General features: G+C 69.3%; 23 protein-coding genes and 1 pseudogene. 6 read left to right on the top strand and 18 right to left on the bottom strand.

What is annotated here, in order from left to right:
- Window positions 1-23: 23 nt before the first annotated feature.
- Window positions 24-1,133, bottom strand: coding sequence for a helix-turn-helix domain-containing protein (locus ACG00Y_RS17190; RefSeq protein ID WP_394480886.1), 1,110 nt, complete (start codon window positions 1,131-1,133; stop codon window positions 24-26).
- A gap of 187 nt (window positions 1,134-1,320) precedes the next feature.
- Between ACG00Y_RS17190 and ACG00Y_RS17185 the strand changes: the two genes are divergently transcribed.
- On the top strand, window positions 1,321-1,602 hold the full coding sequence (locus ACG00Y_RS17185) for a hypothetical protein (RefSeq protein ID WP_394480884.1): 282 nt from the start codon (window positions 1,321-1,323) through the stop codon (window positions 1,600-1,602).
- Window positions 1,603-1,625: 23 nt separating this feature from the next.
- Here the strand turns inward: ACG00Y_RS17185 and zwf are convergent, their stop codons facing one another.
- The 8 genes and pseudogenes from zwf to ACG00Y_RS17145 form a co-directional block, all read right to left on the bottom strand.
- On the bottom strand, window positions 1,626-3,089 hold the full coding sequence (gene zwf, locus ACG00Y_RS17180) for a glucose-6-phosphate dehydrogenase (RefSeq protein ID WP_394480882.1): 1,464 nt from the start codon (window positions 3,087-3,089) through the stop codon (window positions 1,626-1,628).
- Between the two features lie 248 nt (window positions 3,090-3,337).
- On the bottom strand, window positions 3,338-4,009 hold the full coding sequence (locus tag ACG00Y_RS17175) for a hypothetical protein (protein WP_394480880.1): 672 nt from the start codon (window positions 4,007-4,009) through the stop codon (window positions 3,338-3,340).
- A gap of 186 nt (window positions 4,010-4,195) precedes the next feature.
- Window positions 4,196-4,363, bottom strand: a complete 168-nt coding sequence (locus ACG00Y_RS17170) for a putative toxin-antitoxin system toxin component, PIN family (RefSeq protein ID WP_394480878.1) — start codon at window positions 4,361-4,363, stop codon at window positions 4,196-4,198.
- Between the two features lie 100 nt (window positions 4,364-4,463).
- Window positions 4,464-4,523: pseudogene (locus tag ACG00Y_RS17165) on the bottom strand (hypothetical protein); the annotation flags it as partial.
- A gap of 7 nt (window positions 4,524-4,530) precedes the next feature.
- The gene (locus tag ACG00Y_RS17160) at window positions 4,531-4,851 is read right to left on the bottom strand and encodes a hypothetical protein (RefSeq protein ID WP_394480876.1); all 321 of its coding nucleotides are present in this window, start codon (window positions 4,849-4,851) and stop codon (window positions 4,531-4,533) included.
- A gap of 262 nt (window positions 4,852-5,113) precedes the next feature.
- Window positions 5,114-5,560 (bottom strand): putative toxin-antitoxin system toxin component, PIN family, encoded by a 447-nt coding sequence (locus ACG00Y_RS17155; protein WP_394480874.1) that lies wholly within the window; start codon window positions 5,558-5,560, stop codon window positions 5,114-5,116.
- Complete coding sequence (locus ACG00Y_RS17150; RefSeq protein ID WP_394480872.1) at window positions 5,544-5,786, bottom strand: hypothetical protein; 243 nt, start codon at window positions 5,784-5,786, stop codon at window positions 5,544-5,546. The genes ACG00Y_RS17155 and ACG00Y_RS17150 overlap by 17 nt, the downstream gene beginning before the upstream one ends.
- Window positions 5,787-5,953: 167 nt before the next feature.
- A complete protein-coding gene (locus ACG00Y_RS17145; RefSeq protein WP_394480870.1) occupies window positions 5,954-7,882 on the bottom strand; it encodes a sigma-54-dependent Fis family transcriptional regulator in 1,929 nt (642 codons plus the stop codon).
- Window positions 7,883-8,161: 279 nt separating this feature from the next.
- Here ACG00Y_RS17145 and exaC point away from each other — a divergent pair, with 279 nt between their 5' ends.
- Window positions 8,162-9,685 carry an acetaldehyde dehydrogenase ExaC gene (gene exaC, locus ACG00Y_RS17140; protein ID WP_394480868.1) on the top strand — a complete coding sequence of 508 codons (1,524 nt, stop codon included), beginning with the start codon at window positions 8,162-8,164 and terminating at the stop codon, window positions 9,683-9,685.
- Window positions 9,686-9,766: 81 nt separating this feature from the next.
- Window positions 9,767-10,150, top strand: coding sequence for a DUF779 domain-containing protein (locus ACG00Y_RS17135; RefSeq protein WP_394480867.1), 384 nt, complete (start codon window positions 9,767-9,769; stop codon window positions 10,148-10,150).
- Window positions 10,151-10,159: 9 nt separating this feature from the next.
- Here the strand turns inward: ACG00Y_RS17135 and ACG00Y_RS17130 are convergent, their stop codons facing one another.
- The 9 genes from ACG00Y_RS17130 to ACG00Y_RS17090 form a co-directional block, all read right to left on the bottom strand.
- Window positions 10,160-12,175, bottom strand: a complete 2,016-nt coding sequence (locus ACG00Y_RS17130) for an alpha/beta hydrolase family protein (protein ID WP_394480865.1) — start codon at window positions 12,173-12,175, stop codon at window positions 10,160-10,162.
- A 154-nt stretch (window positions 12,176-12,329) separates the two neighbouring features.
- Entirely contained in the window at window positions 12,330-12,980 is a 651-nt protein-coding gene (locus ACG00Y_RS17125) for a hypothetical protein (RefSeq protein WP_394480863.1), read from the bottom strand.
- A gap of 130 nt (window positions 12,981-13,110) precedes the next feature.
- Complete coding sequence (locus ACG00Y_RS17120; RefSeq protein ID WP_394480861.1) at window positions 13,111-15,054, bottom strand: phosphatase PAP2 family protein; 1,944 nt, start codon at window positions 15,052-15,054, stop codon at window positions 13,111-13,113.
- A gap of 101 nt (window positions 15,055-15,155) precedes the next feature.
- Window positions 15,156-16,433 carry a glycerophosphodiester phosphodiesterase family protein gene (locus ACG00Y_RS17115; RefSeq protein ID WP_394480859.1) on the bottom strand — a complete coding sequence of 426 codons (1,278 nt, stop codon included), beginning with the start codon at window positions 16,431-16,433 and terminating at the stop codon, window positions 15,156-15,158.
- 80 nt (window positions 16,434-16,513) lie between these two features.
- On the bottom strand, window positions 16,514-17,815 hold the full coding sequence (locus tag ACG00Y_RS17110) for an MFS transporter (protein WP_394480857.1): 1,302 nt from the start codon (window positions 17,813-17,815) through the stop codon (window positions 16,514-16,516).
- 253 nt (window positions 17,816-18,068) lie between these two features.
- Window positions 18,069-18,575, bottom strand: coding sequence for a GrpB family protein (locus tag ACG00Y_RS17105; protein WP_394480856.1), 507 nt, complete (start codon window positions 18,573-18,575; stop codon window positions 18,069-18,071).
- Complete coding sequence (locus tag ACG00Y_RS17100) at window positions 18,572-19,834, bottom strand: glycoside hydrolase family 10-like protein (protein ID WP_394480855.1); 1,263 nt, start codon at window positions 19,832-19,834, stop codon at window positions 18,572-18,574. The genes ACG00Y_RS17105 and ACG00Y_RS17100 overlap by 4 nt, the downstream gene beginning before the upstream one ends.
- Window positions 19,831-21,111: an MFS transporter gene (locus ACG00Y_RS17095; protein ID WP_394480854.1), complete on the bottom strand. Its 1,281-nt coding sequence runs from the start codon at window positions 21,109-21,111 to the stop codon at window positions 19,831-19,833. Before ACG00Y_RS17095 ends, ACG00Y_RS17100 begins: the two co-directional genes overlap by 4 nt.
- Window positions 21,108-21,989, bottom strand: coding sequence for an N-acetylmuramic acid 6-phosphate etherase (locus ACG00Y_RS17090; protein WP_394480852.1), 882 nt, complete (start codon window positions 21,987-21,989; stop codon window positions 21,108-21,110). The genes ACG00Y_RS17095 and ACG00Y_RS17090 overlap by 4 nt, the downstream gene beginning before the upstream one ends.
- Window positions 21,990-22,176: 187 nt before the next feature.
- Here ACG00Y_RS17090 and bufA2 point away from each other — a divergent pair, with 187 nt between their 5' ends.
- The 3 genes from bufA2 to ACG00Y_RS17075 all read left to right on the top strand — a co-directional run bounded on the left by bufA2 (window position 22,177) and on the right by ACG00Y_RS17075 (window position 24,188).
- Window positions 22,177-22,431: a BufA2 family periplasmic bufferin-type metallophore gene (bufA2, locus tag ACG00Y_RS17085; RefSeq protein WP_394480850.1), complete on the top strand. Its 255-nt coding sequence runs from the start codon at window positions 22,177-22,179 to the stop codon at window positions 22,429-22,431.
- Window positions 22,432-22,590: 159 nt separating this feature from the next.
- Window positions 22,591-23,412: an MNIO family bufferin maturase gene (bufB, locus tag ACG00Y_RS17080; protein WP_394480849.1), complete on the top strand. Its 822-nt coding sequence runs from the start codon at window positions 22,591-22,593 to the stop codon at window positions 23,410-23,412.
- Entirely contained in the window at window positions 23,409-24,188 is a 780-nt protein-coding gene (locus tag ACG00Y_RS17075; protein WP_394480847.1) for an HvfC/BufC family peptide modification chaperone, read from the top strand. Before bufB ends, ACG00Y_RS17075 begins: the two co-directional genes overlap by 4 nt.
- The last annotated feature ends 42 nt before the right edge of the window (window positions 24,189-24,230 follow it).

The following is a 24,230-nucleotide window of genomic DNA, read 5'->3' as shown; positions in this document are numbered from 1 at the left end:
AGCGGATGACGTGCGGCGTCGTCTCAGCGGATCGGCTCGGCCGCCGGCAGGTTCAGCCGCCGCCATTCGGACGGCGTCATGCCGCCGATCTTGCGGAAGGCCGTGTTGAAGGTGGACTTGGAGTTGAAGCCGGCGGCGAAGGCGAGGTCGAGCAGCGTGGCCGCGCGGTTGGCGGGGTCGGCCATCAGCCGCTGCACCTGAGTCACGCGCAGGTTGTTGATGTAGTCGAAGAAGTTCAGCCCCAACCTGTCGTTCAGATACTGGGACAGCAATTGCGGCGAGGTGCCGATGCGTTCGGCCAGGTCGGCCAGCGTCAAATCGCTTTCCAGGAAATCCTGGTGGCGAGATACGCGGTCCGCGAGCCTTTGGCCGATGGTGGCGGCCAACTCCTGATTCATGCCGGAGCGCGCATATTTCGGCGACTCGGCCTCGGCGGCGGGCGGGCAGGCTGATTCGACAGGCGGGCTGTCTGCGGCAACGCCGGGTTGCGTGAAATCGGCACCCGGCACGAATACCCCGGCATGGCGCAGCCCGAACCAGCCCACGAAATACAGGATCAACACCCTGTTCAACAAGAGCAGCCAATCCCAGACGCCGTGGAACAAGGCGGCGAGAACCCAGTTCAACATGATCGCCACCACCAGCAAGCTCAACCAGCTGAGCCAGGTGAGATCCCGATTCTTCAGGGACGAGTAGTTCTGCAGCAGCTGCCGGCGGTAAATCTGCAACCGGATCACCGCGGCCACGGCATAGCCCGTGGCCATGACCTCGCAGGCGATGAAGAACGGCCTGAAATCGAAGGGGATATCGAAAACGCTGTGGCGGATGAGCAGGCCCAACTCCACCAGCAACGGCAGGAAATGCCAGGCCTGCCGCCGGCCGTTGCCAAGCCCGATCATGCTTCGCACATAGCAGTGATAGAACGGGCCGACAGCGGCGACAGGCCAGTCCAGCAAGCCGAACCACTCGGGATGCGCCCGGTAGGCCGGCGTGCTGGCAAACGACAGCAGCGACAGCGAGAGCACGCACATGCCCAGCCAGAAGTTCGCGGCTCGCTGGCGCCGCAGGGCCAGCAGCGGAACTGCCATGAAGGCGCCGAGCACGGCGGCGCAAAACGAAAGGATCTCGGGCATCGTGGCGTCGGTCGGCGGGCTCGCCGGTTCGGGGTCGCAAATCTACCCAATTTGGCAACTGCGTCCGCCGGCATCGGTTGCCGCATTCCCTTCACCCAACCTACCGGCCTTGAAGGGGTTGACGCGCATCAAGAAGGCCGCCCGTCGCTCGGCACATGCTGGGCCACCGTCACCAGGAAGGCCTGCCATGCATGTCTACGCCACCGTTCCCATCCTGCTGCTGGCCCTGGCCGGCTGCGCCGCCACGGCGCCCACACCGTCGGCGCACTCGGCTCATGACGGGGCCGGTGCGCCCACCGAGGCCGCCGCCGGCAAAGGCGGCGGCATGAAAGGCAGGATGGACGAGATGTGCAGCAAGCACGCCGCTGAACCCGGCCGAGCGGCCAGTGCGCCGGGCATGATGGCCAAGCATTGCCAGGCCAGGGCGGAGGCTGCGGCGGGGGCGGCTTCGGGGGCCCATTCCCATTGAACGGTGCTCACAGCACCGGTTTCTCAGCCCCCCGCCTTGTTCGGGCTGCGCCAGGCCCGCTCGAAGGGCAGCCGCCACGCATGCGGGGCGATGAGTTGGTGGACGGACTTCGGGCCCCAGCTGCCGGGTTCGTACAGGCGCACGGGCGGCGGCGACTCCAGCAGGGCGGTCGACACCTCCCACAGGCGCTCGATGCCCTCGGCGGTACAGAACAGCGTGTGGTCGCCCTTCATGGCGTCGAGGATCAGGCGTTCGTAGGCCTCCAGCACCTCGCCGGCCAGGCCGGTGTCGTGCATGGCGAACTGCAGGCTCAGCTTGTCGAGCCGCATGCCGGGGCCGGGGCGCTTGCCGTAGAAGCTCAGGCTCATCTTGCTGGCATCGGCGAGGTCGAAGGTCAGGTGGTCGGGCCCCTGCGCACCGACGCCGCTGCCGGGCGGGAACATGCTCTTGGGCGGCTCGCGGAAGGCGATGGAGATGATGCGCTGGCCCTCCGCCATGCGCTTGCCGGTGCGCAGGAAGAAGGGCACGCCCGCCCAGCGCCAGTTGTCGATGTAGCACTTGAGGGCGATGAAGGTCTCGGTCTCGCTCTGCGGGTCCACGCCGGGCTCGTCGCGGTAGCCGCTGTACTGGCCACGCACCACGTCGGCGGGCTGGATGGGCAGCATGCTGCGGAAGACCTTGTTCTTCTCCTCGCTGATGGGCTCGGGCTCCAGCGAGGTGGGCGGCTCCATGGCCATGAAGCCGAGGATCTGGAACAGGTGCGTCACCACCATGTCGCGGTAGGCGCCGGTCTGCTCGTAGAACGCACTGCGCTGCCCCAGGCCCAGCGTCTCGGGCACGTCGATCTGCACGTGGTCGATGAAGTTGCGGTTCCAGATCGGCTCGAACAGCCCGTTGGCAAAGCGGAAGGCCAGGATGTTCTGCGCCGGCTCCTTGCCCAGGAAGTGGTCGATGCGGAAGACCTGGTCTTCGGCGAACACCTCGTGCACGGCGCGGTTGAGCTTGACGGCACTCGCCAGGTCTGTGCCGAAGGGCTTCTCCATCACGATGCGCGCATGGGCCACCAGGCCGGCTTCGCCCAGCACCTTCACGGCCGAGAGGGCCGCGTTGGGTGGCACGCTCAGGTAGTGCAGGCGCTCGCTTTCGCCGCCAATGGCGGCTTCGGCGCGCGCGGCGGCCTCGGCCAGGGCGGCAGGGCCGGCCGCGAGCGGCACGTACTCCAGCTTCGCGGCAAACGCGGCCCAGTCGGCGTCAGCCACCGGGCGATTGAAGAACTGCGCCAGGGCCTGCCGCGTCAGCGCGCCAAAGGCGGCGGTGTCCATGTCATCCAGCGACACGCCGATGATCCGGTAGTCCGGCAGAAAGCCCGCCGTGCACAGGTGGAAGAGCCCCGGCAGCAGTTTGCGCTTGGCCAGGTCGCCGGTGGCGCCGAACAGCACCACCACCTGAGGTAAGCGCGGCCCAACGCCGGGGGAAATCTTTGCCATGTTCGAGGTGCTCCTGCGGTCAGCCACAACGCAGGAAGGGCTAGCAAAGATCGAACCACGGGGCGGCTCGGCGCAGCGGGGCGCAGGTTCGGGGGGCAGGTCTCAAATCCATGTTCCGGCGAGCCCATCCTGGGGTGGTGGCATGGAATGGTCGCACCTCGGGAGGGTTTAGGTTTTTGGACCCCGAACCGCCGCGAACCCCTGCTGACCCCGAACCCGCACGCGTAGCGCGGGCCGCGCAGCGGCCCCTACTTGAGCATTGCCTTGCGAAGACGCAGAGCAGCGGGATGGTCGGGTACTAGATTGAGTGCGCTTTCCAGGGCCGTGAGGGCCTCGTCCCGATCCTTCTGCTTGTTGTACTGATCCGCCGCCTTGACGAACCATTCAGCAGCGGCCAGTTTCGACGGCGTAACGCCGAAGCCGTTTTGGTAGAGCCGAGCAATATTGAAGGTGGCGTCGGCGATTTGGGCGTCCGATGCTCTTTTGAACGCGGGCATCGCGCCTTGCCAGCACTCTTTCGCCTGCTTTGCCCATGAATCGCCAGTCTGCTTGTCAAGCTTGACGCAGTAGTCCCACTGACGAACGGCGAAATAGAACGAGGCGTAGGGATCGCCAGCCTCACCGCGCTTCTGCAGCACCGTGCTGTACGAGATGGCGCGCATGTCGTTGTCATCCATGCTGAAGACGGCGGCCATCATCTCTTCCGGCTTGGTGAGCAACGACATCCGGAACTTCTTAGCCACGTCCAGGCGCTCAAGCTCCTTGTACAGCTCCAACGTTTTCAGCGCCTTGCCATCCCGTTCGTAGCCGTCGTATTTGGCCTTCGCTTCAAGGGCGGCAGGGCTGTTCGGGTCGTACTTGAGGTCTTGTGCCTGAGCGGCGAAGGCGACTGCAAGGAGGGTCAGCGCGGCGATCTTCATGCGCCGAGTATTGCAGTCCGCGCGGCTTACGCGTAGAGGCCAAGCATGGCCATGAAGGTGTAGGAGACCGTCAAGATCACGGCCAGGGCGGAGGGTCTCAAATGCTAGGGCCCTGCCCCCTAGTGGGACTCCCGCCTATCCAACCTGGCTTGGCGCCCGTCTCCGTCTGCTTCCGGTCCCCGGGGCCTATTGCTGACGCAGTCCCAACTGCTGCAAGGCCTGGGCGGGAGTGAGGATCGGGATGTCATCAAAGCGCTGTAGCGAGAGTAGATCGTCGTCGCCCGAGACGATGCAGGCCGCACGGGCACTGCGGGCGAGGGCGAGGAGCTTGTCGTCGTCCGGGTCTCGGCACACCGGCTCGTTCAGGGCGCCGGCTCATGGACCTCAGCCAGCGCCGCACCCGCTGCAACTCCACCAGCAGGGCCGAGCTGCTCAGCAGCGTCAGCCCGCCCGCCTCCAGGTGCAACAAGAGCGCGTGCGGTGGGCCGTGCCACAGCAGCCCGGCCAGCAACACATTCGTGTCAATGACCGCGCGCACGCTGATCCCGCGGCCCTTGCTCCTGCTGCGCCTCCTCAAGCGCGGCGGCGCCTTCGGCTTGCTGAGCCAACGCCGCGCGGTGCTCGGCGCGAGCGGCCTTCACTTCCGCATTGATCTCATCCATTGACATCGGCGCGATGCCCGCTGCGGCCACCCGGTCCGCCAGTTGCATCAACTCGCGCGCCGCCTGCTGGCGATCCAGCGCATCGGCGAGCAGCCGCTGCAGTGCCTGTGGCGTCAACAGCCCTGCATCACGCGCGGCGCGGGCCATCGCATCCGGCAAGTCAATCTGAATGGTCGTCATGCTCAAGCCTCCTGCTATTCGGCGTCGAATATTGACCTTGCCCCGCCACCGATCAGCCAGGAGGCTATCGCGGGGGCCCGGGGCCAAGTCTTTATTCTGAATGCCTAACTTGAACTCCACAGATCCAGCCTGGCCTGCGCTTCCCCTCTTCTTCAAACAAGAAGCCTCGGCCAACCTCTTCTAGCCGCTGAGGAGCGGGGTTGCGAGGGGACGGGGCCGAAGAGCGGCCCGTCGGTGAGCGGGTGCGTCGACGCCGGCTGCGTCAGGTCTTGCCCGTTCCCCCTGGCTCGCCTGATGCCGCGATGCGCAACAGCGCCTCGGCGGTGGACACGATGGGGATGCCTTGGAACTGCTTGAGGTCCAGCAAATGGGCGTCGCCCGAGACGATGGCATCGGCGCGGGCGGCCAGGGCGGCGGCCAGCACCTGATCGTCCGCCGGGTCGCGCACGATGGTGGGCGCGATGGCGGCCGGTGTGACGAGCGTGACCAAGGCCGCATAGCCATCAAACACATCCGCCACCGACAGCCCTCGGCGGGCCAACTGCCCGACGAACTTCTCCCGCATGAGCACGCCTTGCAACTCCGCGAGCAGCGCCGCGCTGCTGAGCAACTCCACGCGAGTGGCCTCGGCCGCATCGATCAGGCGCCCCGGCGTGCCGCCCCACAGCAGCCCCGAGAGCGCCGTGTTCGTGTCAAGAACCAGCCGCACGCCGCTGCTCCGCCCGGTAAGCCTCGATCTCGGCGCCGACTTCCTCGGGCGTCATCGGCGCCAGTGGCTCGGCCGCCAGCGCGGTACGCGCCGCCTGCATGCGCTCCAGCCGCTCGGCACGCAACTGCTCGCGCAAGATGCGCTCCATCTTCTGCGGCGAGAGCAGCCCCGCCTGCGCGGCCTCCTGGGCCAGCGCGTCCGGCAACGTGATCTGAATCGTCGTCATGCTCAAGCCTCCTGCTATTCGGTGTCGAATATAGATCGCCCGCCCAGCCACCGATCGGCCAGCAGGCTATCGGGCTTTGGGCCAGGGGGCCGCGGGCAATTGTCTCGATCGGAAGACGGCGGCGGGCTGACTGCTGCGCTCAAAGCTAGAGCCCTCCACCGCGAGTGCTACCCGCGCAGCCGCCTGTACAGCGTATTCCTGCTGACCCCCAGCCGCCGCGCTGCTTCAGACATATTGCCGTCCACGGTCGCTAGCGTTTCGCGGATGCGGGCCTCGGCCAATTGGCGCAGGTCGCCGCACTGGGGTGCCGCTGACACCGACTCAAGGCTGGCGGCGCCCGGCGCTTCACGCACCTCTTCCCCCACCAGCCCCACCGTCACCACGTCCTCGCCGTCGTCGAGCAGCGCCATCCCCGTCCTCACCACATTCGCCAGCTGCCGCACATTCCCCGGCCAGCGGAAGCGGCTGAACAGCGCCATCACCTCGTCATCCACTCGCAGCGCCCGCTCCGGCGCCTCGGCCTTCAGCAGCCGGGCGACCAGCTCAGCCAGGTCCGACCGCTCCCGCAGCGGCGGCAGGCTCAGCGTCAGGCCGTTGAGGCGGTAATACAGGTCTTCGCGGAAGCGCCCCGCCGCCACTTCGTCCTTCAGCCGCTGGTGCGTGGCGCAGAGCAGGCGGAAGTCCACCGCCACCGCCGCGCCGCCGCCCAGCGGCGTGACCTGGCGGTCCTGCAAAACACGCAGCAGCCGCGCCTGCATCGCCAGCGGCATGTCGCCGATCTCGTCCAGGAACAGCGTGCCGCCGTGGGCTTCGCGGATGCGGCCGGGGGCGCCGTGGCGGTTGGCGCCGGTGAAGGCGCCGGGGCAATAACCGAAGAGTTCGGCTTCGATCAGCGTCTCGGGCAGGGCCGCGCAGTTGACGGCGACAAAGGGCTTGTCGCGCCGCGCGCTGCTGCTGTGGATGGCCTTGGCGAGCAGTTCCTTGCCGGTGCCGCTTTCGCCCTGCAGCAGCAGCGGGATGGCGGGTTTGTCGAGCAGCTTGCGGGCGCGGGCCAGCAGCGCGCTGAAGGCGGCGTCGCCGGTGTCCAGCGCGGCCAGCGCGTCGCGCGGGCGCCAGGGCGCGTCGGCGGCAGGTGCCACGGGCGCGGTGCGGGCGGTGGGCGTGCTGCGGCGCAGCGTCTGGCCGGCCTCCACGCGCAGCCACAGCGGCGTGGCGCCCGGGCGCGGCAGCGCGCGCGGCGCGGCGCCCAGCGCCAGCAGCGCGCGCAGGTCCAGCCCCAGCACGCGCTCCACGGTGGCGGCGCCGATGTCCTGGCGGGTCAGGCCCAGCAGCTCCAGCGCGGCGGTGTTGGCGCCGGTGACCCAGCCGTCTTCGCTCAGCGCCAGCAGCCCCTCTGTGACGGTGCCCAGGCCCTCCATCTGCGCGTGCAGGCGCAGGTGGAGGCCGGCGCGGAAGCGGTCCAGGAACAGCTGGTGCTCGATCATGCGGGCGCCGCTGCGGGCCAGGGCCAGCGTGTGGCGGTGGTAGCTGCGGCGGTCGCCGGAGATGTCGAGCACGCCGAGCAGCTGGCCGGCGGGGTCGGCAATCGGCGCGGCGGCGCAGGTGAGGAAGCCGTTGCGCGCCAGGTAGTGCTCCCCGGCGTGCACGACGACGGGGGCGCCCTCGGCCAGCGCGGTGCCGATGGCGTTGGTGCCACGCCATTGCTCGCTCCACACGGCGCCGGGGCGCAGCGCGACGCGGGCGGCGCGGTCGGCAAAGTGGGCGTCGTCACCGGCGGCGTGCAGCAGCAGGCCGTGGGCGTCGGCCAGCAGCACGAGGCTGTCGCTGCCCTGCACCTGCTCGTTCAGGAAGGCCATGACCGGCCTGGCGTGGGCCATCAGCGCGTGGCGGTGCTCCAGCGCGCGGGCGAGCTGGGCGGCGCTGGCATGGGGCGCGCCTTGCGGGCGGCCTTCGGGCGCGAGGCCAAAGTCGCGGCAGCGCGCCCAGCTGGCCTGCAGCGGGCCGGCGATGAGGCCGCTGGCGACGGCGCCGGTGTCCAGCCATTGGCGGCGGGCCAGGCGGATGCGCTCGGGCGGGGTGGGGGCGGGCGTGGCCATGGTGTCTCCTGCGCGGCCGTCGAGCGGCTCTGAGGCGCAAAGCTTGCGCCAGGACGCGGACGGTAGCCTGACGCGCTTGGCCGTCAAGCGGCTGTGCCGGAATGGCACGTTGTGCAACGCAGGTGTTCCATTTCGGGACAGTGCAGGCGCGGCGCAGGCGAGTTTTCAACGCGCCGCCGGTGCGTCGTCTGCGCAAGCGGCGCTGGCATGGGCATTGCGCTGATGGAAGCGACCCGGCCGTTCAGCGCTGGGCATTCAACCGATTCGGAGACAAAGCCCATGACCGTTTACGCCGCCCCCGGCACCGCCGGCGCCAAGATCGCCTACAAGCCCCGCTACGACAACTTCATCGGTGGCAAGTTCCAGCCGCCGGTGGACGGCCAGTACTTCGACGTGATCTCGCCGATCAACGGCAAGGTCTACACGCAGGCCGCGCGCTCCACCGCCGCCGACATCGACAAGGCGCTGGACGCCGCCCACGCCGCCGCCGCCAAGTGGGCCGCCGTGCCCGCCGCCGAGCGCGCCAACGTGCTGCTGCGCATCGCCGACCGCATCGAGCAGAACCTGGAGCTGCTGGCCTATGCCGAGACCGTGGACAACGGCAAGCCCATCCGCGAAACGCTGAACGCCGACATCCCGCTGTGCGTGGATCACTTCCGCTACTTCGCCGGCTGCGTGCGCGCGCAGGAAGGCGCGTTGAGCGAGATCGACCACAACACCATCGCCTACCACTTCCACGAGCCGCTGGGCGTCGTCGGCCAGATCATTCCCTGGAACTTCCCCATCCTGATGGCGGCCTGGAAGCTGGCCCCGGCGCTGGGTGCTGGCAACTGCGTGGTGCTCAAGCCGGCCGAGAGCACGCCGATCAGCCTGCTGATCCTGGTGGACCTGATCGCCGACCTGCTGCCCCCCGGCGTGCTGAACGTCGTCAACGGCTTCGGCCGCGAGGCCGGCATGCCGCTGGCCAGCAGCAAGCGCATCAACAAGATTGCGTTCACCGGCTCCACCGCCACCGGCCGCGTCATCGCCCAGGCGGCGGCCACCAACCTGATCCCGGCCACGCTGGAGCTGGGCGGCAAGAGCCCGAACGTCTTCTTCGAGGACGTGATGGCCGAGGACGACGCCTTCCTGGACAAGGCCATCGAAGGCCTGGTGCTGTTCGCCTTCAACCAGGGCGAGGTCTGCACCTGCCCCAGCCGTGCGCTGATCCAGGAAAGCATCTACGACAAGTTCATGGAGCGCGCCGTCAAGCGCGTGGCGGCCATCAAGCAGGGCAACCCGCTGGACACCGACACCATGATGGGCGCGCAGGCCTCGGCCATCCAGATGGACAAGATCCAGACCTACCTGGCGCTGGGCAAGGAGGAGGGCGCCAAGGTGCTGATCGGCGGCGAGCGCGCGCACCTGGGCGGCGACCTGGCGGGCGGCTACTACATCCAGCCGACGCTCTTCCAGGGCCACAACAACATGCGCATCTTCCGCGAGGAGATCTTCGGCCCGGTGCTGGCCGTGACCACCTTCAAGGACGAGGCCGAGGCGCTGGCCATCGCCAACGACACGCCCTACGGCCTGGGCGCCGGCGTGTGGAGCCGCGACGGCAGCCGCGCCTACCGCATGGGCCGCGGCATCCAGGCCGGGCGCGTGTGGACGAACTGCTATCACGCCTACCCGGCGCACGCGGCGTTCGGCGGCTACAAGGAATCCGGCATCGGCCGCGAGACCCACAAGTCCATGCTCGACCACTACCAGCAGACCAAGAATCTGCTGGTCAGCTACAGCCCGAACGCGTTGGGCTTCTTCTGATCGCGGCGCCCTGACCGGGCGTTCGTGAACGGCAGATCATGGGGCGGCCTCGGTCGCCCCGCTTTCATTTCGAGGTTGAGCATGACCGAACCCATCCCGCGCGTGCAGGCCAGCGAGGCGGCGCAGGCGTTGATCAGCCAGCTGCGCCAGCAGAACGGCGAGCTGCTGTTCTACCAATCCCACGGCTGCTGCGCCGGCAGCGCGCCGATGTGCTTTGCCGTGCACGAGCTGCCACTGAGCGCCGACGATCGGCTGCTGGGTCGCCTGGGTGGCGTGCCCGTCTACGCGAGCAGCGCGCAGTGCGACTACCTGGCCGGTCTGCAGATGACGCTGGACGTGGCGCCGGGCAACAGCGGCAGCTTCGGGCTGGAGGACGGCTCGGGCCAGCATTTCGTGGCGCACTTCCGGCTGTGGACCGACGACGAGCTGCCGCTGCTGGCGCCGATCACGCCGGTGCCGGGCTGAAGGCCGTCTTCACGGCGCGGCGGGCTGCAGGTGCTTGCCGAGGAAGTTCTCCACCCGCTTGGCGAAGTCCAGCCGCGTGCTCATTTGCTGCCAGCCGTGGCCCTCGTTCTCGTACTCCACGTACTCGGGCGGGTTGCCGGCCTTGGTCATGGCGTCGCGCAGCCGGCGGCCGTGGTCCTTGGGCACGCGCAGGTCCTCCGCGCCGTAGGCCAGCAGCAGCGGCGCCTTGATGCGCGCGGCCTGGTGCACGGGCGAGACCTCGATCAGCCGGGCGGCCTCCTTCTTGGGGTCGCCGATGAGGTCGGGATAGGCGTGCTGGCGGGCAAAGCCGTGCAGGTCGTCGACGACGAAGAAGCCGCCTTCCAGGTGCAGCATCAGGTCGGCCACGCCCACCCAGCTGACGCCGCAGCGGAACAGCTCGGGGTGGCGGATCAGGCCCATGGCCGTGGCGTAGCCGCCGTAGCTGGCGCCCATGACGCAGGCGCGGTCGGTGGCGAGGCCGGCCTTGCGCGCCCACAGCAGCGCGTCGGCCAGGTCGTCCTGCATCGTCAGGCCCCATTGCTTGAGGCCCGCCTTGAAGTGCTCGGCCCCATAGCCCTGGCTGCCGCGGAACTCGGGCTCGATGACCAGGTAGCCGCGTGAGGCCAGGAACTGCGCCATCGGCTCCCAGCGCCAGTAGCCGTTGCGCACCCACGGCCCGCCGTGGGCCAGCACGACGACGGGCGCCGGCTTGCCGGGTTCCACGCCTTGCGGCAGCGTCAGCCACACCGGCAGGTCGCTGCCGTCGCGGGCCTTGATGCGCTGGAAGTCCACGCTCGCCATCTGCTGCGCCTTGATGCCGGGCATGACGACGGAGACGTTCTCCCAGCGCTTGCTGTCAGCGCGATGGAGCAGGTAGCGGCCGGGGTCGCGGTCGTTGTAGGAGTGCACCAGCGCCACCATGTCCGGCGCGCCGCAGCGGCGGCAGGAGATGCTGTTGACGCGGCCGGGCAGGCGCGCGTCCGTCTCTTCCTGGAACTTCTTCATCGCCGGGTCGGTCCAGACCGTCACCTGCGAATCGGCCTGCAGGCTCACGCCCAGCACGCCCTGGCCGGGGTCGCCGTGCAGCAGCCAGCCGCTGAAGTCGAAGCCCGGTGCCTGCACGATGGGGCGCTCGGCGGGCTTGCCGGTGGCGAAGTCGAAGGTGGTCAGCACCGCCTCTCGGGCGGGGCCGCGCGGCTCGGTCACGTAGAGCTGGCCGTCGTCGGACACGCCCATCACCGTGAACGGCGGGTCGACGAGCTTGAAGCTGGCCAGCTGCCGCCATTGCTCCGCGCCCGGCGCCAGCCAGTGCAGCACGCCACGGCCCTCGTCGTCGTAGAGGCTCATGGCCACGCGCGGCTGGCCCTTGCTGTCGAACAGCCACTGCATCACCCGCTCGGGGGGCTTTGGCATGTCCATCTTGCGCACCAGGCCGCTCTGCACGTTCAGCCACTTGGGCTCGATGCGGCGCAGCTGGAAGTCCAGCTGGCCGACGACGACTTCGTCGGCCCGCACGCCGGGCTGCTGCCGGGGCACGGCGAGCAGGCCATGGTCGTAGCGCAGGGAGTCGGACTGCTGCAGGCAGGTCTGGATCTCGCTGCAGATCAGCTCGGTGGTCTTGCCGCTGGCCACCTCGACCGCGTACAGGCCCGGCAGGTGGGTGGTGTGGCGCGCCGGCTCGATCTTGCCGAGGCGGAACAGCAGACGCTCGTCGTTCACCCAGTCGAACCAGACGACGTCCTGCTTGGCGAAGAAGGCCACCACCTTGGCGGGCTCGCTGCCCTGCAGGTCCACCACCAGCAGCGCGGCGCGGCGGTTGTCGTGCACGCGGGTGATGCCGACGTAGCGGCCGCTGGGCGAGAGCTTGACCTCCAGCACGGCCGGGTGGCGGAAGAAGGTCTCGGCCGGCAGCAGCGGTTTGTCGGCCGCCCCTGCGGGCGCGATCCCGGTCAGCGCCATCATCACCACGACCGCGCACGACCGCGCCCAATGAAGCCAACCCATGCTCGCCACGTCAGTCTCCTTGCTTTTTGTGGCGCGGATTATGGGTGGAGAGATAGCGCTGTCCCCTGGTGAAAATCCCCTGCCTGCGGGGCGCCAATGACAAGGGCCGCCTGTTGGGCGGCCCTCGTTGATACCGGTCAAAAGCCGGGGTGTATCAGCGGCGGCGCCGTGCCAGCGGCACGGCGGCCAGGGCCGCGAGCGCCAGCGGCAGCGAGCCGGGCAGGGGCAACTCGTTGCCGGGCGCGCGCATGGCCACGCGCAGGTTGTCCAGCGCGCTCTCCTCGTTGCCACCGTCGCCCTCGTGGGCCTCGGTCCAGCGAAACGAAGTGATGGCGAAGTCCGAGATGACGCCGACGAAGATCGGCGAGCCGTCGCCGCCGGAGAGGAGGATGTCCTCGGTGCTGCCGTCGCTGAACAGGAAGGACAGCAGGCCCTGATCCACTGCAGTGGTGTCGTTCCCAGGGATGGACTCGAAGCTGGCGATGTCCAGCGCAGCCGCAAGGAAGGGCAGTGCGTACTGTCCTTCAAAGTAGCCGTTGCCCACCTGGCGGGCCGGGCCGAAGGCGCTGGCGGTCTTGTCGGCGCCGAACACCTCGACCGGGCCGATGTTGCTGCTCAGCGTGACGCCGGGCAGCACGGCCACGCCGGTCAGGTCGGTGCCGTTGGCGTAGCCGGAGAAGTCCTGCAGTTGATCGGCGCTGCTGAGGGCCGCCTGCCAGCTGGCCAGGCTGGTGTAGACGGTTACGGTGGCGGCGTTGGCCACGCCAAGGGCTGACAGGGCGAGGGCGATGAAGGTGCGGCGCATGGCGGTCTCCGTGGGAATGGGTGCGCCATTGAGCTACCAGGGCCCTGCGGCGCCCACCCCAAGGACTTGGGGGCACCCCCACGGATGCAGGCGCGCGGCCCTCAGGTGCCCGCCAGGCCGACGCCGCCGGTCAGCCGCGGCGGCGGCGGGCCAGCGCGCCGACCAGGGCCAGGCCGCCGATCAGCAGCGCCCAGGTCTGCGGCTCGGGCACGGCGCTTATCTGCAGCGCGACGCCGGTGTCGCCGTAGGTCAGCGTCGTGCGCCACTGGCTGGCGTCCAGGCCTTGCAGTTCGACGCTGTCGAAGCGGCCGCTGACGGCCTCGCCGAAGAGCTGGTAGCTCGAAGCCAGCGGCGTGCCGCCGGCCAGGTTCAGGCGCAGCGTGCCGTCCAGCTGGATGCTGCCGCCCACCATCACGGCGGCGCCGAGGGCGTGGGCGGGGTCGACGACGAACTCGAACGTGGCGCCGTCGGCCAGCGTCAGGTTGCCGCCAATCTGCAGGCTGCCGGGCGCGTAGTCCACCAGCGTCGCGCCGCCGGCCACGCTGACGTTGCCCGTGCCCAGCGCGTGCGTCGATGCAGCGATGAGTTCGCCGCCCTCGACGCTGACGCCGCCGCTGAAGCTGTTGTGGCCGGTCAGCGCCAGGCTGCCGTCGCCCTGTTTGACCAGGCCGCCGGCGCCGTCGATGTCGTTGTGCCAGGCGTCGCGTGCGGCCATGCCGCCGTCGGCCTTGTTCATCGTCACGGTGACGGTGCTGTCGAAGCGGCCATAGCCATCGCCGGCGGCGTACAGGTTGAGGCGGCCCCAGCCCTCGGCGTCGTCGGTCAGCGCGTGGCCGGAAGCGATGGCCGTGGTGCGCAGCACTTCGCGGCGCTGCTCGGCGCTGAGGTAGTTGAGCTTGGTCTCCAGCAGCACCTCGGCGACCTTGGGCACGACGGCGGCGGCGCCGGTGGCGTCGGTCGTCGGCAGGCCGTAGGTCATGCGGAAGGTGTAGAGGTCGCGGTTGGCGCGGTTCGCGGCCACGGCGGCGGCGCCCAGGCCGTCGAAGCGGCCCGTGCTGGCGCCGGCCATCAGCGCTGCGCCCTGGGCGCGGGCCTCGGCCTTCAGCGTGGCGTTGCCGGCCTCGTATAGCTTCGCGGCGGACAGCGCGGTGCCCAGCATGCGGCCGCCGATGACGTCCAGCGGCAGATGCTGGCCGGCGACGATGCGCAGCTCGCCCATCTCGGAGGCGTTCAGCATCAGCGCCGAGAAGCGCTCCGGCGCGGCATAGGCCAGCGCGATGCTGGCCAGGTAGGCCGCGTTGGTGTGGCCGCTGACGAAGCCGCCGTCGCTGGCCGGCGTCGTGCTGCGCACGGCCATCAGCGAGGGCGCGACGACGACGCTGCTGTTGTAGTCGGGGAAGTTGGTCAGCGCGGTCGAGGTGTTAGGCGTGCCGTCGGCCAGCACGCTGGTGTAGTAGCCGGTCGCCTCGGGGCCGCTGGTGCTGACCGTCGCGCCGTCGTCGTTCAGCCGCCAGGGGCGCGGCGAGTTGAAGTAGCTCTTGGACGGGTTGGACGAGGTGTTGCTGCCGCGCAACGTGTTCACCAGCGTGACCATCTTGCCGACGGTGGCCGAGCCGGTGTTGCCGGCGCCGTTGCTCTTGTCGTCGTACTTGGCCGTGTTGGCCAGGCCCAGCGAGTTGATGGTCGTGAAGGCGCCCGCTGCGGTGCGGAAGGCGTCGGCCCGGTCGCCCAGGCCGGCGATGGCCGAGAAGCTCTGGTGGCGGCGGTCGTTGTAGTAGGCGGCCAGCTCCTGCTCGGCCGTGCGGTTCTGTGTGACCTGGATGACGTAGGCCTGGTTGGCCGCCAGCACCGGCGCGCCCAGCGCCGTGGCGGCGCCGTTGTTCCAGGTGCTGCCTGTCGTCCACAGCCGGCTGTAGCCCTGCAGCATGTGCACGGCGGCATTGCTGGCGACAGTCTGGTTGGCCGTCGTGTTGCTGTTGTAGCTGTCGACGAAGACCGAGACATCGGCCTGGGCGGTGGCGGCCAGCGCGGCCAGGCTCAGCAGGCAGAGGCGAAAGGTGGGGGCGAGGGACATGGTGCTGCGTCGCCGGGAAGGCGCTGAATGACGGGGTGCGTCATTGCAGCGCCAGCCGGTGACACGGTCATGAAACGGCGTTTCGATACGCCGCGCTCAGCCTACTTCTGCCCGGTGCAGTTGGCGTAGAAGCTGGTCGTGGCCGGCCAGTCCGAGAACACGCCCAGCACGCCGACCTGCTCGGCCAGCACGTCCAGCACGCGGAAGACATCGCCCTCGCGCTTGATGGCGCTGTCAAACGTCTGGAAGTAGAAGCCGTTGCCGCCGTCGGCCAGGATGCCGCTGCGCTCCAGCGTCCACGTGATGATGTCCAGGCCAGCGGCCTTGGCATCGCGGGCGTAGGGCGAGGGCAGGAGGTTGCCGCTGGTGTCGGCCGTCAGCAGCGCGAACAGCGGCGGCGCGACGATGCGGATGCCGGCGGCGCGGTAGGCCTTGAGCTGCTCGGCGGTGGGCAGGTCGGCCACGACGTTAGCGTCGTCCAGGTAGACGGCCTGGCGGCCGTAGGCGGGCTCGTTGCGCACCCAGTACAGCACGTCGTTGATGTCGAAGCTCTGCGGCCACAGGTCGCGCGGCTGCACGCCAGCGGCCTTGTGCTCGTCGATCATCTTCTGCGCGTAGGCGGCCTGGCTGAAGCCGTCGAAGGGCATGGCGACGCTGGGCGACTTCAGCTCGGGCGTCATCTTCACGCCCAGCTTCTTGAACAGCGCGATGGCTTCCTTCAGCGTCAGCAGCGTGCCGCTGGTGGGGCCGGCGTGGATGTCGGTGCGCCAGTTGGCGGTACCGGCCTGGTACTCAGCGACCGTGCGGCCGCGCGGGTTGAAGGCGTCCATCTTGCCGCGCAGCGTCTTGAACTCGGCCAACGTCAGCTCGCTGGTGCGGCATTCGGCGGCGGCCGGCGCGACGAGGGTGCCGGCGGCGTCGAACTGGGCCGGCGTGAAGGGCTTGATGCACTTGTTCGCCAACGGCGTGGACAGGATGTTGGTCGTCGTGTGCAGGTCGTTCTGCGCATGGCGGCAGACCAGCTCCTTGTCCTTGGTGAAGGTCACGTCGCACTCGACGATGCCGGCGCCGGTGCGCGCGGCGGCTTCGTAGCTTTCCTTGGTGTGCTCCGGGAAGAGCAGCGGCGCGCCGCGGTGGCCGATGGAGAACAGCGTCGGCTTGTAGTCGTCGCGCCTGGCGGCGCAGTGCTGCAGGCGCTTCTTCAGCGGGCCGTCGCTCATCTCCTCGACGAGGAAGAAGGGGCGCGGGCCGAGCTGGACATTGACGCTGTCGCGGTCGTTGCCATGTCCGCGGCGGTCGCCGTCGTAGCCGTTGGCGCAGGCGGGAAGGCTGGCGGCGCCGAGCACGAGCAGTGCAAGGCGGGTGAGGGTGCGGCGCATGGGCTGTCTCCGTTGTGAGCAGCCGCACGCTAGGCCGGGGCCGTGAAGCCGCCGTGACAACGCAGCTTTGCGTTAGGGGGTCAGGTCGGGTGACCGTTGTCCGGCTTGCGCGGGAAGGGCGCGAACATCGCGCCGAGCACCGACGGGATGGCCGCGAACATGACGACGATGAAGTAGGTCTTGTAGCCCAGGTAGTCGGCCAGCGGGCCCGAGATCATCTGCGTCGGCACCAGCGTCAGGTTCATGATGGAGTTAGCAAACGCGTAGTGCGTCATGTGGAACCGACCCGGGGAGATCTGCTGCATCATGTACAGCATGTTGGCGACGAAGCCGAAGCTGTAGCCGAACTTCTCCAGCGTCACCAGGCTGGCCACGGTCCAGAACGAGAGCGAATGCCCCGGGCCCGCCAGCTGTGACAGCACGACGAAGGCCAGGTGCGGGATGTTCAGGCACAGCGCCATGAAGATCAGCGTGCGGCGGTTCAGGCCGTACTTGGCCATGAAGGCGCCGCCCAGCAGGCCCGCGCCCAGGCTGACGACCGTGGCGATGGTGCCGTCGATCAGGCCCTTGTCCTTCAGCGACAGGCCCACGCCGCCATGCTCGGGCGAGGCCTGCAGGAACAGCCCGCCCTCGATCAGCAGCAGGCCCTCGGAACTGCGGTACAGGAAGACGAACATCAGCATGCCCCAGATGCTGTCCTTCTTGAAGAAGTCGACGATGGCCTCGCCGAAGCGGGCGAACGCGGCCTTCATGCTGACGGGCCGGTCGCCGATGCTGCCGGTGGGTAGCACGAACCAGTGGTACACGGCCAGCAGCGCCAGCGTCGCCGCCGACATGGCGATGGCCCAGCTCCAGGCGGCCGTGGTGCTGTAGCCGTGGTCCTCCTTCAGCGAGCCCGCCAGCCAGACGACGGCCGCCGTGCCGAACAGCCGGCCGACGTTCCAGAACACACCCTGCACGCCGATGTACTTGGCCTGGCCCTTCTCGTCCAGCGACGTGATGTAGATGCCGTCGACGCAGATGTCCTGCGTGGCCGAGCAGAAGGCCAGCACCCACAGCACGGCGATGGTGATCTGGAAGTAGTTGGGCAGCGGCAGTGCCACGGCGATGCCGCACAGCAGCACGGCCATGATGACTTCCATCCACAGCACGAAGAACTTCTTCGTCTTGAACATGTCCAGGAAGGCGGCCCACAGCGGCTTGAGCGACCAGGCGATGCCGATGCTGGCGGTGGCCAGCGTGATCTCGCCGTCGGAGTGGCCCAGGTCTTTCAGCATCGTGCCGGTGACCCAGATCACCAGCGCGAACGGGATACCCTCGGCGAGATAGGACGACGGAACCCACGTCAAGGGGTTGCGGATGCGGGCGGGGCTGCTGCTCATGCGGAGTAACCGGGTGAAATTTTTCGAGCCCGGAGACCGCCGGGCGAGGTGACGCGTGGCCCAGTTGGACAACGTTGTCATTTTCGCCTGGTCCAGTGCCCCGGGAGCCGCAAGTCCGCGCGCCTCGAAGGCAGCCACGGCAAGCGTGCCGGCATGCTAGGTTTGAAACCGGCCGTTGCTCATCCAGGCTTACGCGAGTGCGGCGAGGGCGCTGGCCCCCGCAGGCGCGGGGTCGACGGCGGGCTGGCGCGCTTCAGTGGGCGCCCAGCACGGCGCGGACGAACGGGCCCTTGGCCTCCGTGTAGGCCGCCTTGTCGTGGGCGTGCCGCGTCGCCAGTTCGCGCTTGAGCGCCGCATAACGTGCCGCCAGTGCGGCGTCGGCGCGCAGCGCGTCGCGAAACGCCAGCTGGTCGCGCCAGAACGCGCTGCCGCGCACGACGGCATGCAGGTGGACGCGCAGCTGCGCTGGGCCCGCGTCACGCGTGAAGTAGCGGCGCTCGGGCAACTGGGCTTCGTGCTCGGGGCGGTAGCGGTAGCCCAGGGCGGCCAGCGCTTCGCGGTGCGGGGCGATGTCGGCCAACTGCGTCACGCCCAGCAGCAGGTCCAGCACCGGCTTGGCGCACAGGCCCGGCACGGCCGTGCTGCCGATGTGCTCGACCCAGCAGGCCGTGCCGGCGAACGCCTCGCGCAGCGCCTGGGCCACGGCGTCGAACTGCGCCGGCCAGCCAGCATCGGCGTCGACGAGCAGCACTTCGCTCACGACGCGCCGCGCGCTGCGTAGGGCCCGGTGCGCAGCACGTCGGCGACGCCGCGCCGGTTCTGTGCCAGCGCGGCCATGCTGAAGTGGATGTGGCCGCTGCCCGGGGCCAGTCGACGGATGCTGTCGATCTGTCCGACGATCTCGTCTGGCTGCCAGCTCTGCGGCGTGGCGTCGATGCGGCTGGTGAACAGCCCGGGGTGGATCGGGCGGCCGAGCGGGTTCAAGGCCTGCCAAGCCTGCAGCAGCGGCTCGAAGGCCTGAGCCGTTTGCGCGCGCGGCCAGTAGAGCTGCGGCGCGAGGTAGTCCAGCCAGCCCTCGCGCAGCCACAGTTCCACGTCGGCGTAGAGCTTGTCGTACTGGCTGAAGCCGGTGATGCCGGGCGGGCGCAGGTCGGGCCGGGGCAGGCCGAAGGGGCTGATGCCCAGCCGCGTGCCGGGGCGGGTCTCGTGCACGACGGCATACAGCCGCTGCACGAGGCGGTTGACGCTGTAGCGCCGCCAGTCGGCGCGCGCCAGGGTGCCGCCGCCGACGAGGTACTTCTGCCAGCTCGGCTCATCGGGGAAGTCGATGTCCGCCTTGGCGGCGTCCTGCACCGGGTAGGGGTAGAAGTAGTCGTCGATGTGAATGCCGTCGACCGCGTAGCGCGTCAGCAGGTCGCGCACGACGGCCAGCGTGTGCTCGGCGGCGGCGGGCTCGCCGGGGTCTATCCAGAGCTGGTCGCCATAACGCTTCACCCAATCGGGCTGGGTGCGGCTCAAGTGCGTGGCGGCGGGCGCGGACTTGGCCGTGCTGTGGCGGGCGCGGTAGGGGTTGAGCCAGGCGTGCAGCTCCAGCCCGCGCAGCCGTGCCTCGGCCAGCCAGGTGGCTAGCGGGTCGTAGCCGGGGTGCTGGCCCTGTGTGCCGGTGAGGTACTCGCTCCATGGCTCCAGCGCCGATTCGTACAGCGCGTCGGCGCCGGGGCGCACCTGCAGGATCAGCGCGTTCAAGCCCACCTGCACGGCGATGTCGCAGAGGCTGCGGATCTCGGCCTGCTGGGCCTCGGCGCTCAAGCCCTTCTTGCTGGGCCAGTCGATGTTGGCCACGGTGGCGACCCAGGCGGCGCGCCATTCGCGGGGTGGCGGGGGCGGTAGCGCGGTGGCGGCCGGGGTCTGCGCCGGCGTGGGGGCTGCCTCTGGAACGGGAGCCGGTTCAGAGGGCGGCGTCGCGCAGGCCGCGATCAGCGGTACGGCGGCCAGGCCCAGCAGGTCGCGGCGCTTCATGGTGCGTCCTCCGTCTTCTTGCCAAAGCCTTCGGGCACCCTGATCAGCGCGGTCATCACCAAGCTGGGCACCGTCGCCACCAGCACCCACACGAAGAACGGCACGTAGCCGATCGCGTCCTGCAGCCAGCCGCTCCACATGCCGGGGATCATCATCCCGAGCGCCATGAAGCCGGTGCAGATGGCGTAGTGCGCGGTCTTCTGCGGCCCGTCGGCCACATGGATCATGTACATCAGGTAGGCCGTGAAGCCCAGGCCATAACCGAACTGTTCCACGGCAAGCGCGGCGCTGATGACGGCCAGGCTGGTCGGGTGCGTCATGGCCAGCAGCAGGAAGGCCACGTTGGGCACGTGCATGGCGGCCACCAGCGGCCACAGCGCCTTCTTCAGCCCGACGCGGGAGATGACCCAGCCGCCGCACAGCCCGCCCAGCGTCAGCGCGATCAAGCCCACCGTGCCGTAAGCGATGCCCACTTCCTTCGTCGACAGGCCCAGTCCGCCTTGCTCGACGGGGTCCAGCAAGAAGGGCGAGGCGAGCTTGAGCAGTTGCGCCTCGGGGAAGCGGTAGAGCAGCAGGAAGCCGAGGATGACGAGGATGCCGGGCTTCCTGAAGAAGCTGGCGAATACGGCGAAGAAGTCGGCCACCAGCCCGCGCGCGGCGGCGCGGCCGGGGCCTGGCACGTCGGCCGCCGGCCTGGGCAGCACGAACGCATGCAAGGCCGCCAGCACGGCGAACAGCCCGGCCAGCCCCCAGAACACCGCGCTCCAGGCCGTGACGGCCGAGCCGGTGCGCTCGGTCAGCTCACCGGCCAGGTAGACGAGGGCGCCCTGACCCGTGATGTTGGCCAGCCGGTAGAACGTGGAGCGCACGCCGACGAACGCCGCCTGGCTGTGCTGCGGCAGCGCCAACATGTAAAAGCCGTCGGCGGCGATGTCGTGCGAGGCCGAGGCGAAGGCCATCAGCCACAGCACGGCCAGCGACAGCTGGAAGAACTTGTCGGTCGGGATGGTCAACGCCACGCCCGCCAGCGCCGCGCCGACGAAGAACTGCAGCACCGCGATCCAGCTGCGCTTGGTGCCGAACAACTCGGCCAGCGGCGACCACAGCGGCTTCAGCACCCAGGGCAGGTAGAGCCAGCTCGTGTAGAGCGCGATGTCGGTGTTGGAGATGCCCAGGTTCTTGTAGAGCACCACCGACAGCGACATCACCACCACATAGGGCAGGCCTTGCGCGAAATAGAGGCTGGGAATCCAGGCCCAGGGCGAGCGCGTACTCATGCGGACAGGGCGCGGCTGACGCTGCCCTCGGCGGCGTCCAGCAGTGCGCGCGCTTCAGCGGCGCTGATGCCACGCTTGAGCATGACGAGCGCCGTCTTCACGTGGTTGTCGCACTGCGCCAGCGCCGCCTGCGCCTGTGCCTCGCTCGCGCCCGAGGCACGCACCGTCAGCGCCACCGCCCGCTTCACCAGCTTCACGTTGGTCGCCTTCAAGTCCACCATCAGGTTGCCGTAGACCTTGTGCAGCTTGACCATCAGCGCCGACGAGAACGTGTTCAGCGCGATCTTCTGCGCCGTGCCCGCCTTCAGCCGCGTGCTGCCGGAGATGACCTCGGCGCCGGTGTCGAGGAGGACGCCGATCTCGGCCTGCAGCGCCACCGGCGCGCCGGGGTTGTTGGCGATGCCGATGGTCAGCGCGCCCGCCGCACGCGCGGCTTCGATGGCGCCCAGCACATAGGGCGTGCCGCCCGACGCGGCCAGCAGCAGGGCCACGTCGTTGGGGCCGGGGTTCAGCGCGGCGAGGTCAGCGGCGCCTTGTGCGCGGTCGTCCTCGGCGCCCTCGACGGCCACGAACATCGCGCCCTGGCCTCCGGCGATGACGGCCACGGCGCGCTCGCGCGGCCAGGAGAACGTCGGGTACAGCTCCACGCTGTCCAGCACGCCCAGCCGGCCCGAGGTGCCGGCGCCCGCGTACAGCAGGCGGCCCCCGGCGCGGATGCGCGGCAGCGCGGCGTCCACAGCGGCGGCCAGTTGCGGGGCGGCGGCCTTGACGGCCGCGACGGCGGCGGTCTGGTCGTCAATGAAGGCATCCAGCAGCGCCGGCGTGGCGTAGCTGTCCAGGTCGGGATGTCGTGTGCTCGGGGTTTCGGTGTTCAGCATGGGAGGCGCGGCCAGAAAGGGGCCGGTCAGCCGCCGGACTCTATCGCCAGCCCTAGGCCCCCGACGAATGCTGAGCGCCATTGCAGCCATAACGGCAGGTCATCAGAATCTGCGTGCCGGCTGCAAGGAGCCGGCCACGACCTGTGGTGAACCCGATCTGAACCACTTCCTCTTTTGGAGACCCGCCATGAACGCATCCCTCAAGACCGGCCTGGGCATCGCCGCCGCTGCCGCCGCGCTGTTCGCAACCGCCGTGCCCACGACCGCGATGGCGGCCGACGGCGCGGTCAAGTGTTCCGGTGTCAACAGCTGCAAGGGCAGCTCCGAGTGCAAGACCGCCAAGAGCGGCTGCAAGGGCCAGAACGGCTGCAAGGGCCAGGGCTGGGTGCACAAGAAGTCGGCCGACGAGTGCACCAAGGCAGGCGGAAAAGTCGAAAAGTGATCCGGCTGATCTAGCCACCCGACGCCGCCCCCTGGCTCGCCTCGGCGCGGCGTTTCAATCTCAATGCAACCACAGAGGCGCTGAGGCACAGAGTTTTTCGGCTTGCCCGGTCTTCTCCGTGGCTCTGTGCCTCTGTGGTTGCATATGTTTTGACGCCACATGACCCACATCCAAGGTTTCGGCCTCGGCCTGCGCGTCGAGCACTACGCGGCCTTCGAGGCCGGCGTCGATGCGAGCGTGAAGCCCGACTGGCTGGAGATCATTTCCGAGAACTACCTCGTGCCCGGCGGCCCGCCGCTGGTGCACCTGGAGCGCATCCGCGCCGACTACCCGCTGGCCATGCACGGCGTGTCGCTGTCCGTCGCCGGCCCCGCGCCGCTGGACCTCGCCTACCTCCACGAGCTGAAAGCCCTGGCCGACCGGCTGCAGCCCGGCTGGGTGTCCGACCACCTCTGCTGGAGCGCCGACGCGCACAGCCAGTTGCACGATTTGTTGCCCGTGCCGCTGACGCGCGCCGCGCTGGACCACGTTGGTGGGCGCATCGCCCAAGTGCAGGACGTGCTCGGCCGGCCGCTGGTGCTGGAAAACGTGTCCAGCTATGTGCGCTTCGCAGCGGACGAGATGACGGAGTGGGACTTCATCGTGCAACTGCTGCAGCAGACCGGCGCGCGCCTGCTGCTTGACGTCAACAACGTCTACGTGTCCAGCCGCAACCATGGCTTCGACCCGCTGGCCTATCTCGACGCCATGCCCGCCGAGCGCGTCGCGCAGGTCCACCTCGCCGGCCACGAGGACCGCGGCGACATCGTCATCGACACGCACGACCACCCGGTTAGGCCCGAGGTCTGGGCGCTGTACCAGCACGCGTTGAAGCGCTTCGGCGCCGTGCCGACGATGATCGAGCGCGACGACCACATCCCGCCGCTGCCCGACCTGCTTGACGAACTCGCCATCGCCCGCCGCCTGGCCGCCGCGTCATGAGCGTCATCCAGCAACAGCAGCAACTCGCCGCCGCCATCCGCGACGGCGCCGACGCCACCGGCCTGCTGGCCGGCGACTTCACACTGGGCCTGGACGTCTATCGCCACGCCTACCGCGCGCGTCTGGCCGAGGCGCTGGCCGACAACTACACCGTGCTGGCCCGCGCGCTGGGCGACGAGGCGTTCGACGCGCTGGCCCAGGCCTACATTGCCGCCCGGCCCAGCCGCCACCCATCCATCCGCTGGTTTGGCCATGAGCTGGCCAGCTTCATGGCCGAGGCCAGCGATGACCTCGTGCCCCACGCCTGCCTGATCGACTTCGCCGCCATGGACTGGGCGCTGCGCGGTGCCTTCGACGCGGCCGATGCGCCGCTGCTGGACCCCGCCACGCTGGCTGCGCTCGACCCCGACGACTGGGCCGGCCTGGTGCTGCAGCTGCACCCCAGCGCCCGGCGCGTGCGCCTCGGCCATGCCATCGAGCCCGCCTGGCGCCGCCTGCGCGAGTGGGCCCCCGAGTCAGGCGACAACCAACCCGACCTGCCGGAGCCCCAGCCGCACGAACACCTCCTGCTGGCCTGGCGCCAGGCGGGCGAGACGCGCTGGCGGTCGCTCGAACCGCTGGAGGCTGCGCTGCTGCAGGCCGTGTTCGAGGGCGCACCCTTTGCGATGCTGTGCGAGCGTGCTGCCGAGGAATTGGGCGATGCCGAAGCCGCCGCACCGGCCGTCATCGGTGCGCTGCAGCGCTGGCTTGCCGACGGCCTGTTACGCGCAACTTGACCGACTCGCGTGATGGGGCATGGCCGCTTGGCTATCCTGCGC

Origin of the sequence: Pelomonas parva, assembly GCF_043555835.1 — a bacterium.
GTDB lineage: Bacteria > Pseudomonadota > Gammaproteobacteria > Burkholderiales > Burkholderiaceae_C > Pelomonas > Pelomonas parva.
The sequence above is the reverse complement of the archived record's forward strand: the minus strand, read 5'-3'. Positions and strand labels throughout refer to the sequence as shown.

Coding starts and splice junctions, on each gene's coding strand:
- ACG00Y_RS17190 (WP_394480886.1), bottom strand. CDS start 1,133: ATGCCCGAGATCCTTTCGTTTTGCGCCGCCGTGCTCGGCGCCTTCATG.
- ACG00Y_RS17185 (WP_394480884.1), top strand. CDS start 1,321: ATGCATGTCTACGCCACCGTTCCCATCCTGCTGCTGGCCCTGGCCGGC.
- zwf (WP_394480882.1), bottom strand. CDS start 3,089: ATGGCAAAGATTTCCCCCGGCGTTGGGCCGCGCTTACCTCAGGTGGTG.
- ACG00Y_RS17175 (WP_394480880.1), bottom strand. CDS start 4,009: ATGAAGATCGCCGCGCTGACCCTCCTTGCAGTCGCCTTCGCCGCTCAG.
- ACG00Y_RS17160 (WP_394480876.1), bottom strand. CDS start 4,851: ATGACGACCATTCAGATTGACTTGCCGGATGCGATGGCCCGCGCCGCG.
- ACG00Y_RS17150 (WP_394480872.1), bottom strand. CDS start 5,786: ATGACGACGATTCAGATCACGTTGCCGGACGCGCTGGCCCAGGAGGCC.
- ACG00Y_RS17145 (WP_394480870.1), bottom strand. CDS start 7,882: ATGGCCACGCCCGCCCCCACCCCGCCCGAGCGCATCCGCCTGGCCCGC.
- exaC (WP_394480868.1), top strand. CDS start 8,162: ATGACCGTTTACGCCGCCCCCGGCACCGCCGGCGCCAAGATCGCCTAC.
- ACG00Y_RS17135 (WP_394480867.1), top strand. CDS start 9,767: ATGACCGAACCCATCCCGCGCGTGCAGGCCAGCGAGGCGGCGCAGGCG.
- ACG00Y_RS17130 (WP_394480865.1), bottom strand. CDS start 12,175: ATGGGTTGGCTTCATTGGGCGCGGTCGTGCGCGGTCGTGGTGATGATG.
- ACG00Y_RS17125 (WP_394480863.1), bottom strand. CDS start 12,980: ATGCGCCGCACCTTCATCGCCCTCGCCCTGTCAGCCCTTGGCGTGGCC.
- ACG00Y_RS17120 (WP_394480861.1), bottom strand. CDS start 15,054: ATGTCCCTCGCCCCCACCTTTCGCCTCTGCCTGCTGAGCCTGGCCGCG.
- ACG00Y_RS17115 (WP_394480859.1), bottom strand. CDS start 16,433: ATGCGCCGCACCCTCACCCGCCTTGCACTGCTCGTGCTCGGCGCCGCC.
- ACG00Y_RS17110 (WP_394480857.1), bottom strand. CDS start 17,815: ATGAGCAGCAGCCCCGCCCGCATCCGCAACCCCTTGACGTGGGTTCCG.
- ACG00Y_RS17100 (WP_394480855.1), bottom strand. CDS start 19,834: ATGAAGCGCCGCGACCTGCTGGGCCTGGCCGCCGTACCGCTGATCGCG.
- ACG00Y_RS17095 (WP_394480854.1), bottom strand. CDS start 21,111: ATGAGTACGCGCTCGCCCTGGGCCTGGATTCCCAGCCTCTATTTCGCG.
- ACG00Y_RS17090 (WP_394480852.1), bottom strand. CDS start 21,989: ATGCTGAACACCGAAACCCCGAGCACACGACATCCCGACCTGGACAGC.
- bufA2 (WP_394480850.1), top strand. CDS start 22,177: ATGAACGCATCCCTCAAGACCGGCCTGGGCATCGCCGCCGCTGCCGCC.
- bufB (WP_394480849.1), top strand. CDS start 22,591: ATGACCCACATCCAAGGTTTCGGCCTCGGCCTGCGCGTCGAGCACTAC.
- ACG00Y_RS17075 (WP_394480847.1), top strand. CDS start 23,409: ATGAGCGTCATCCAGCAACAGCAGCAACTCGCCGCCGCCATCCGCGAC.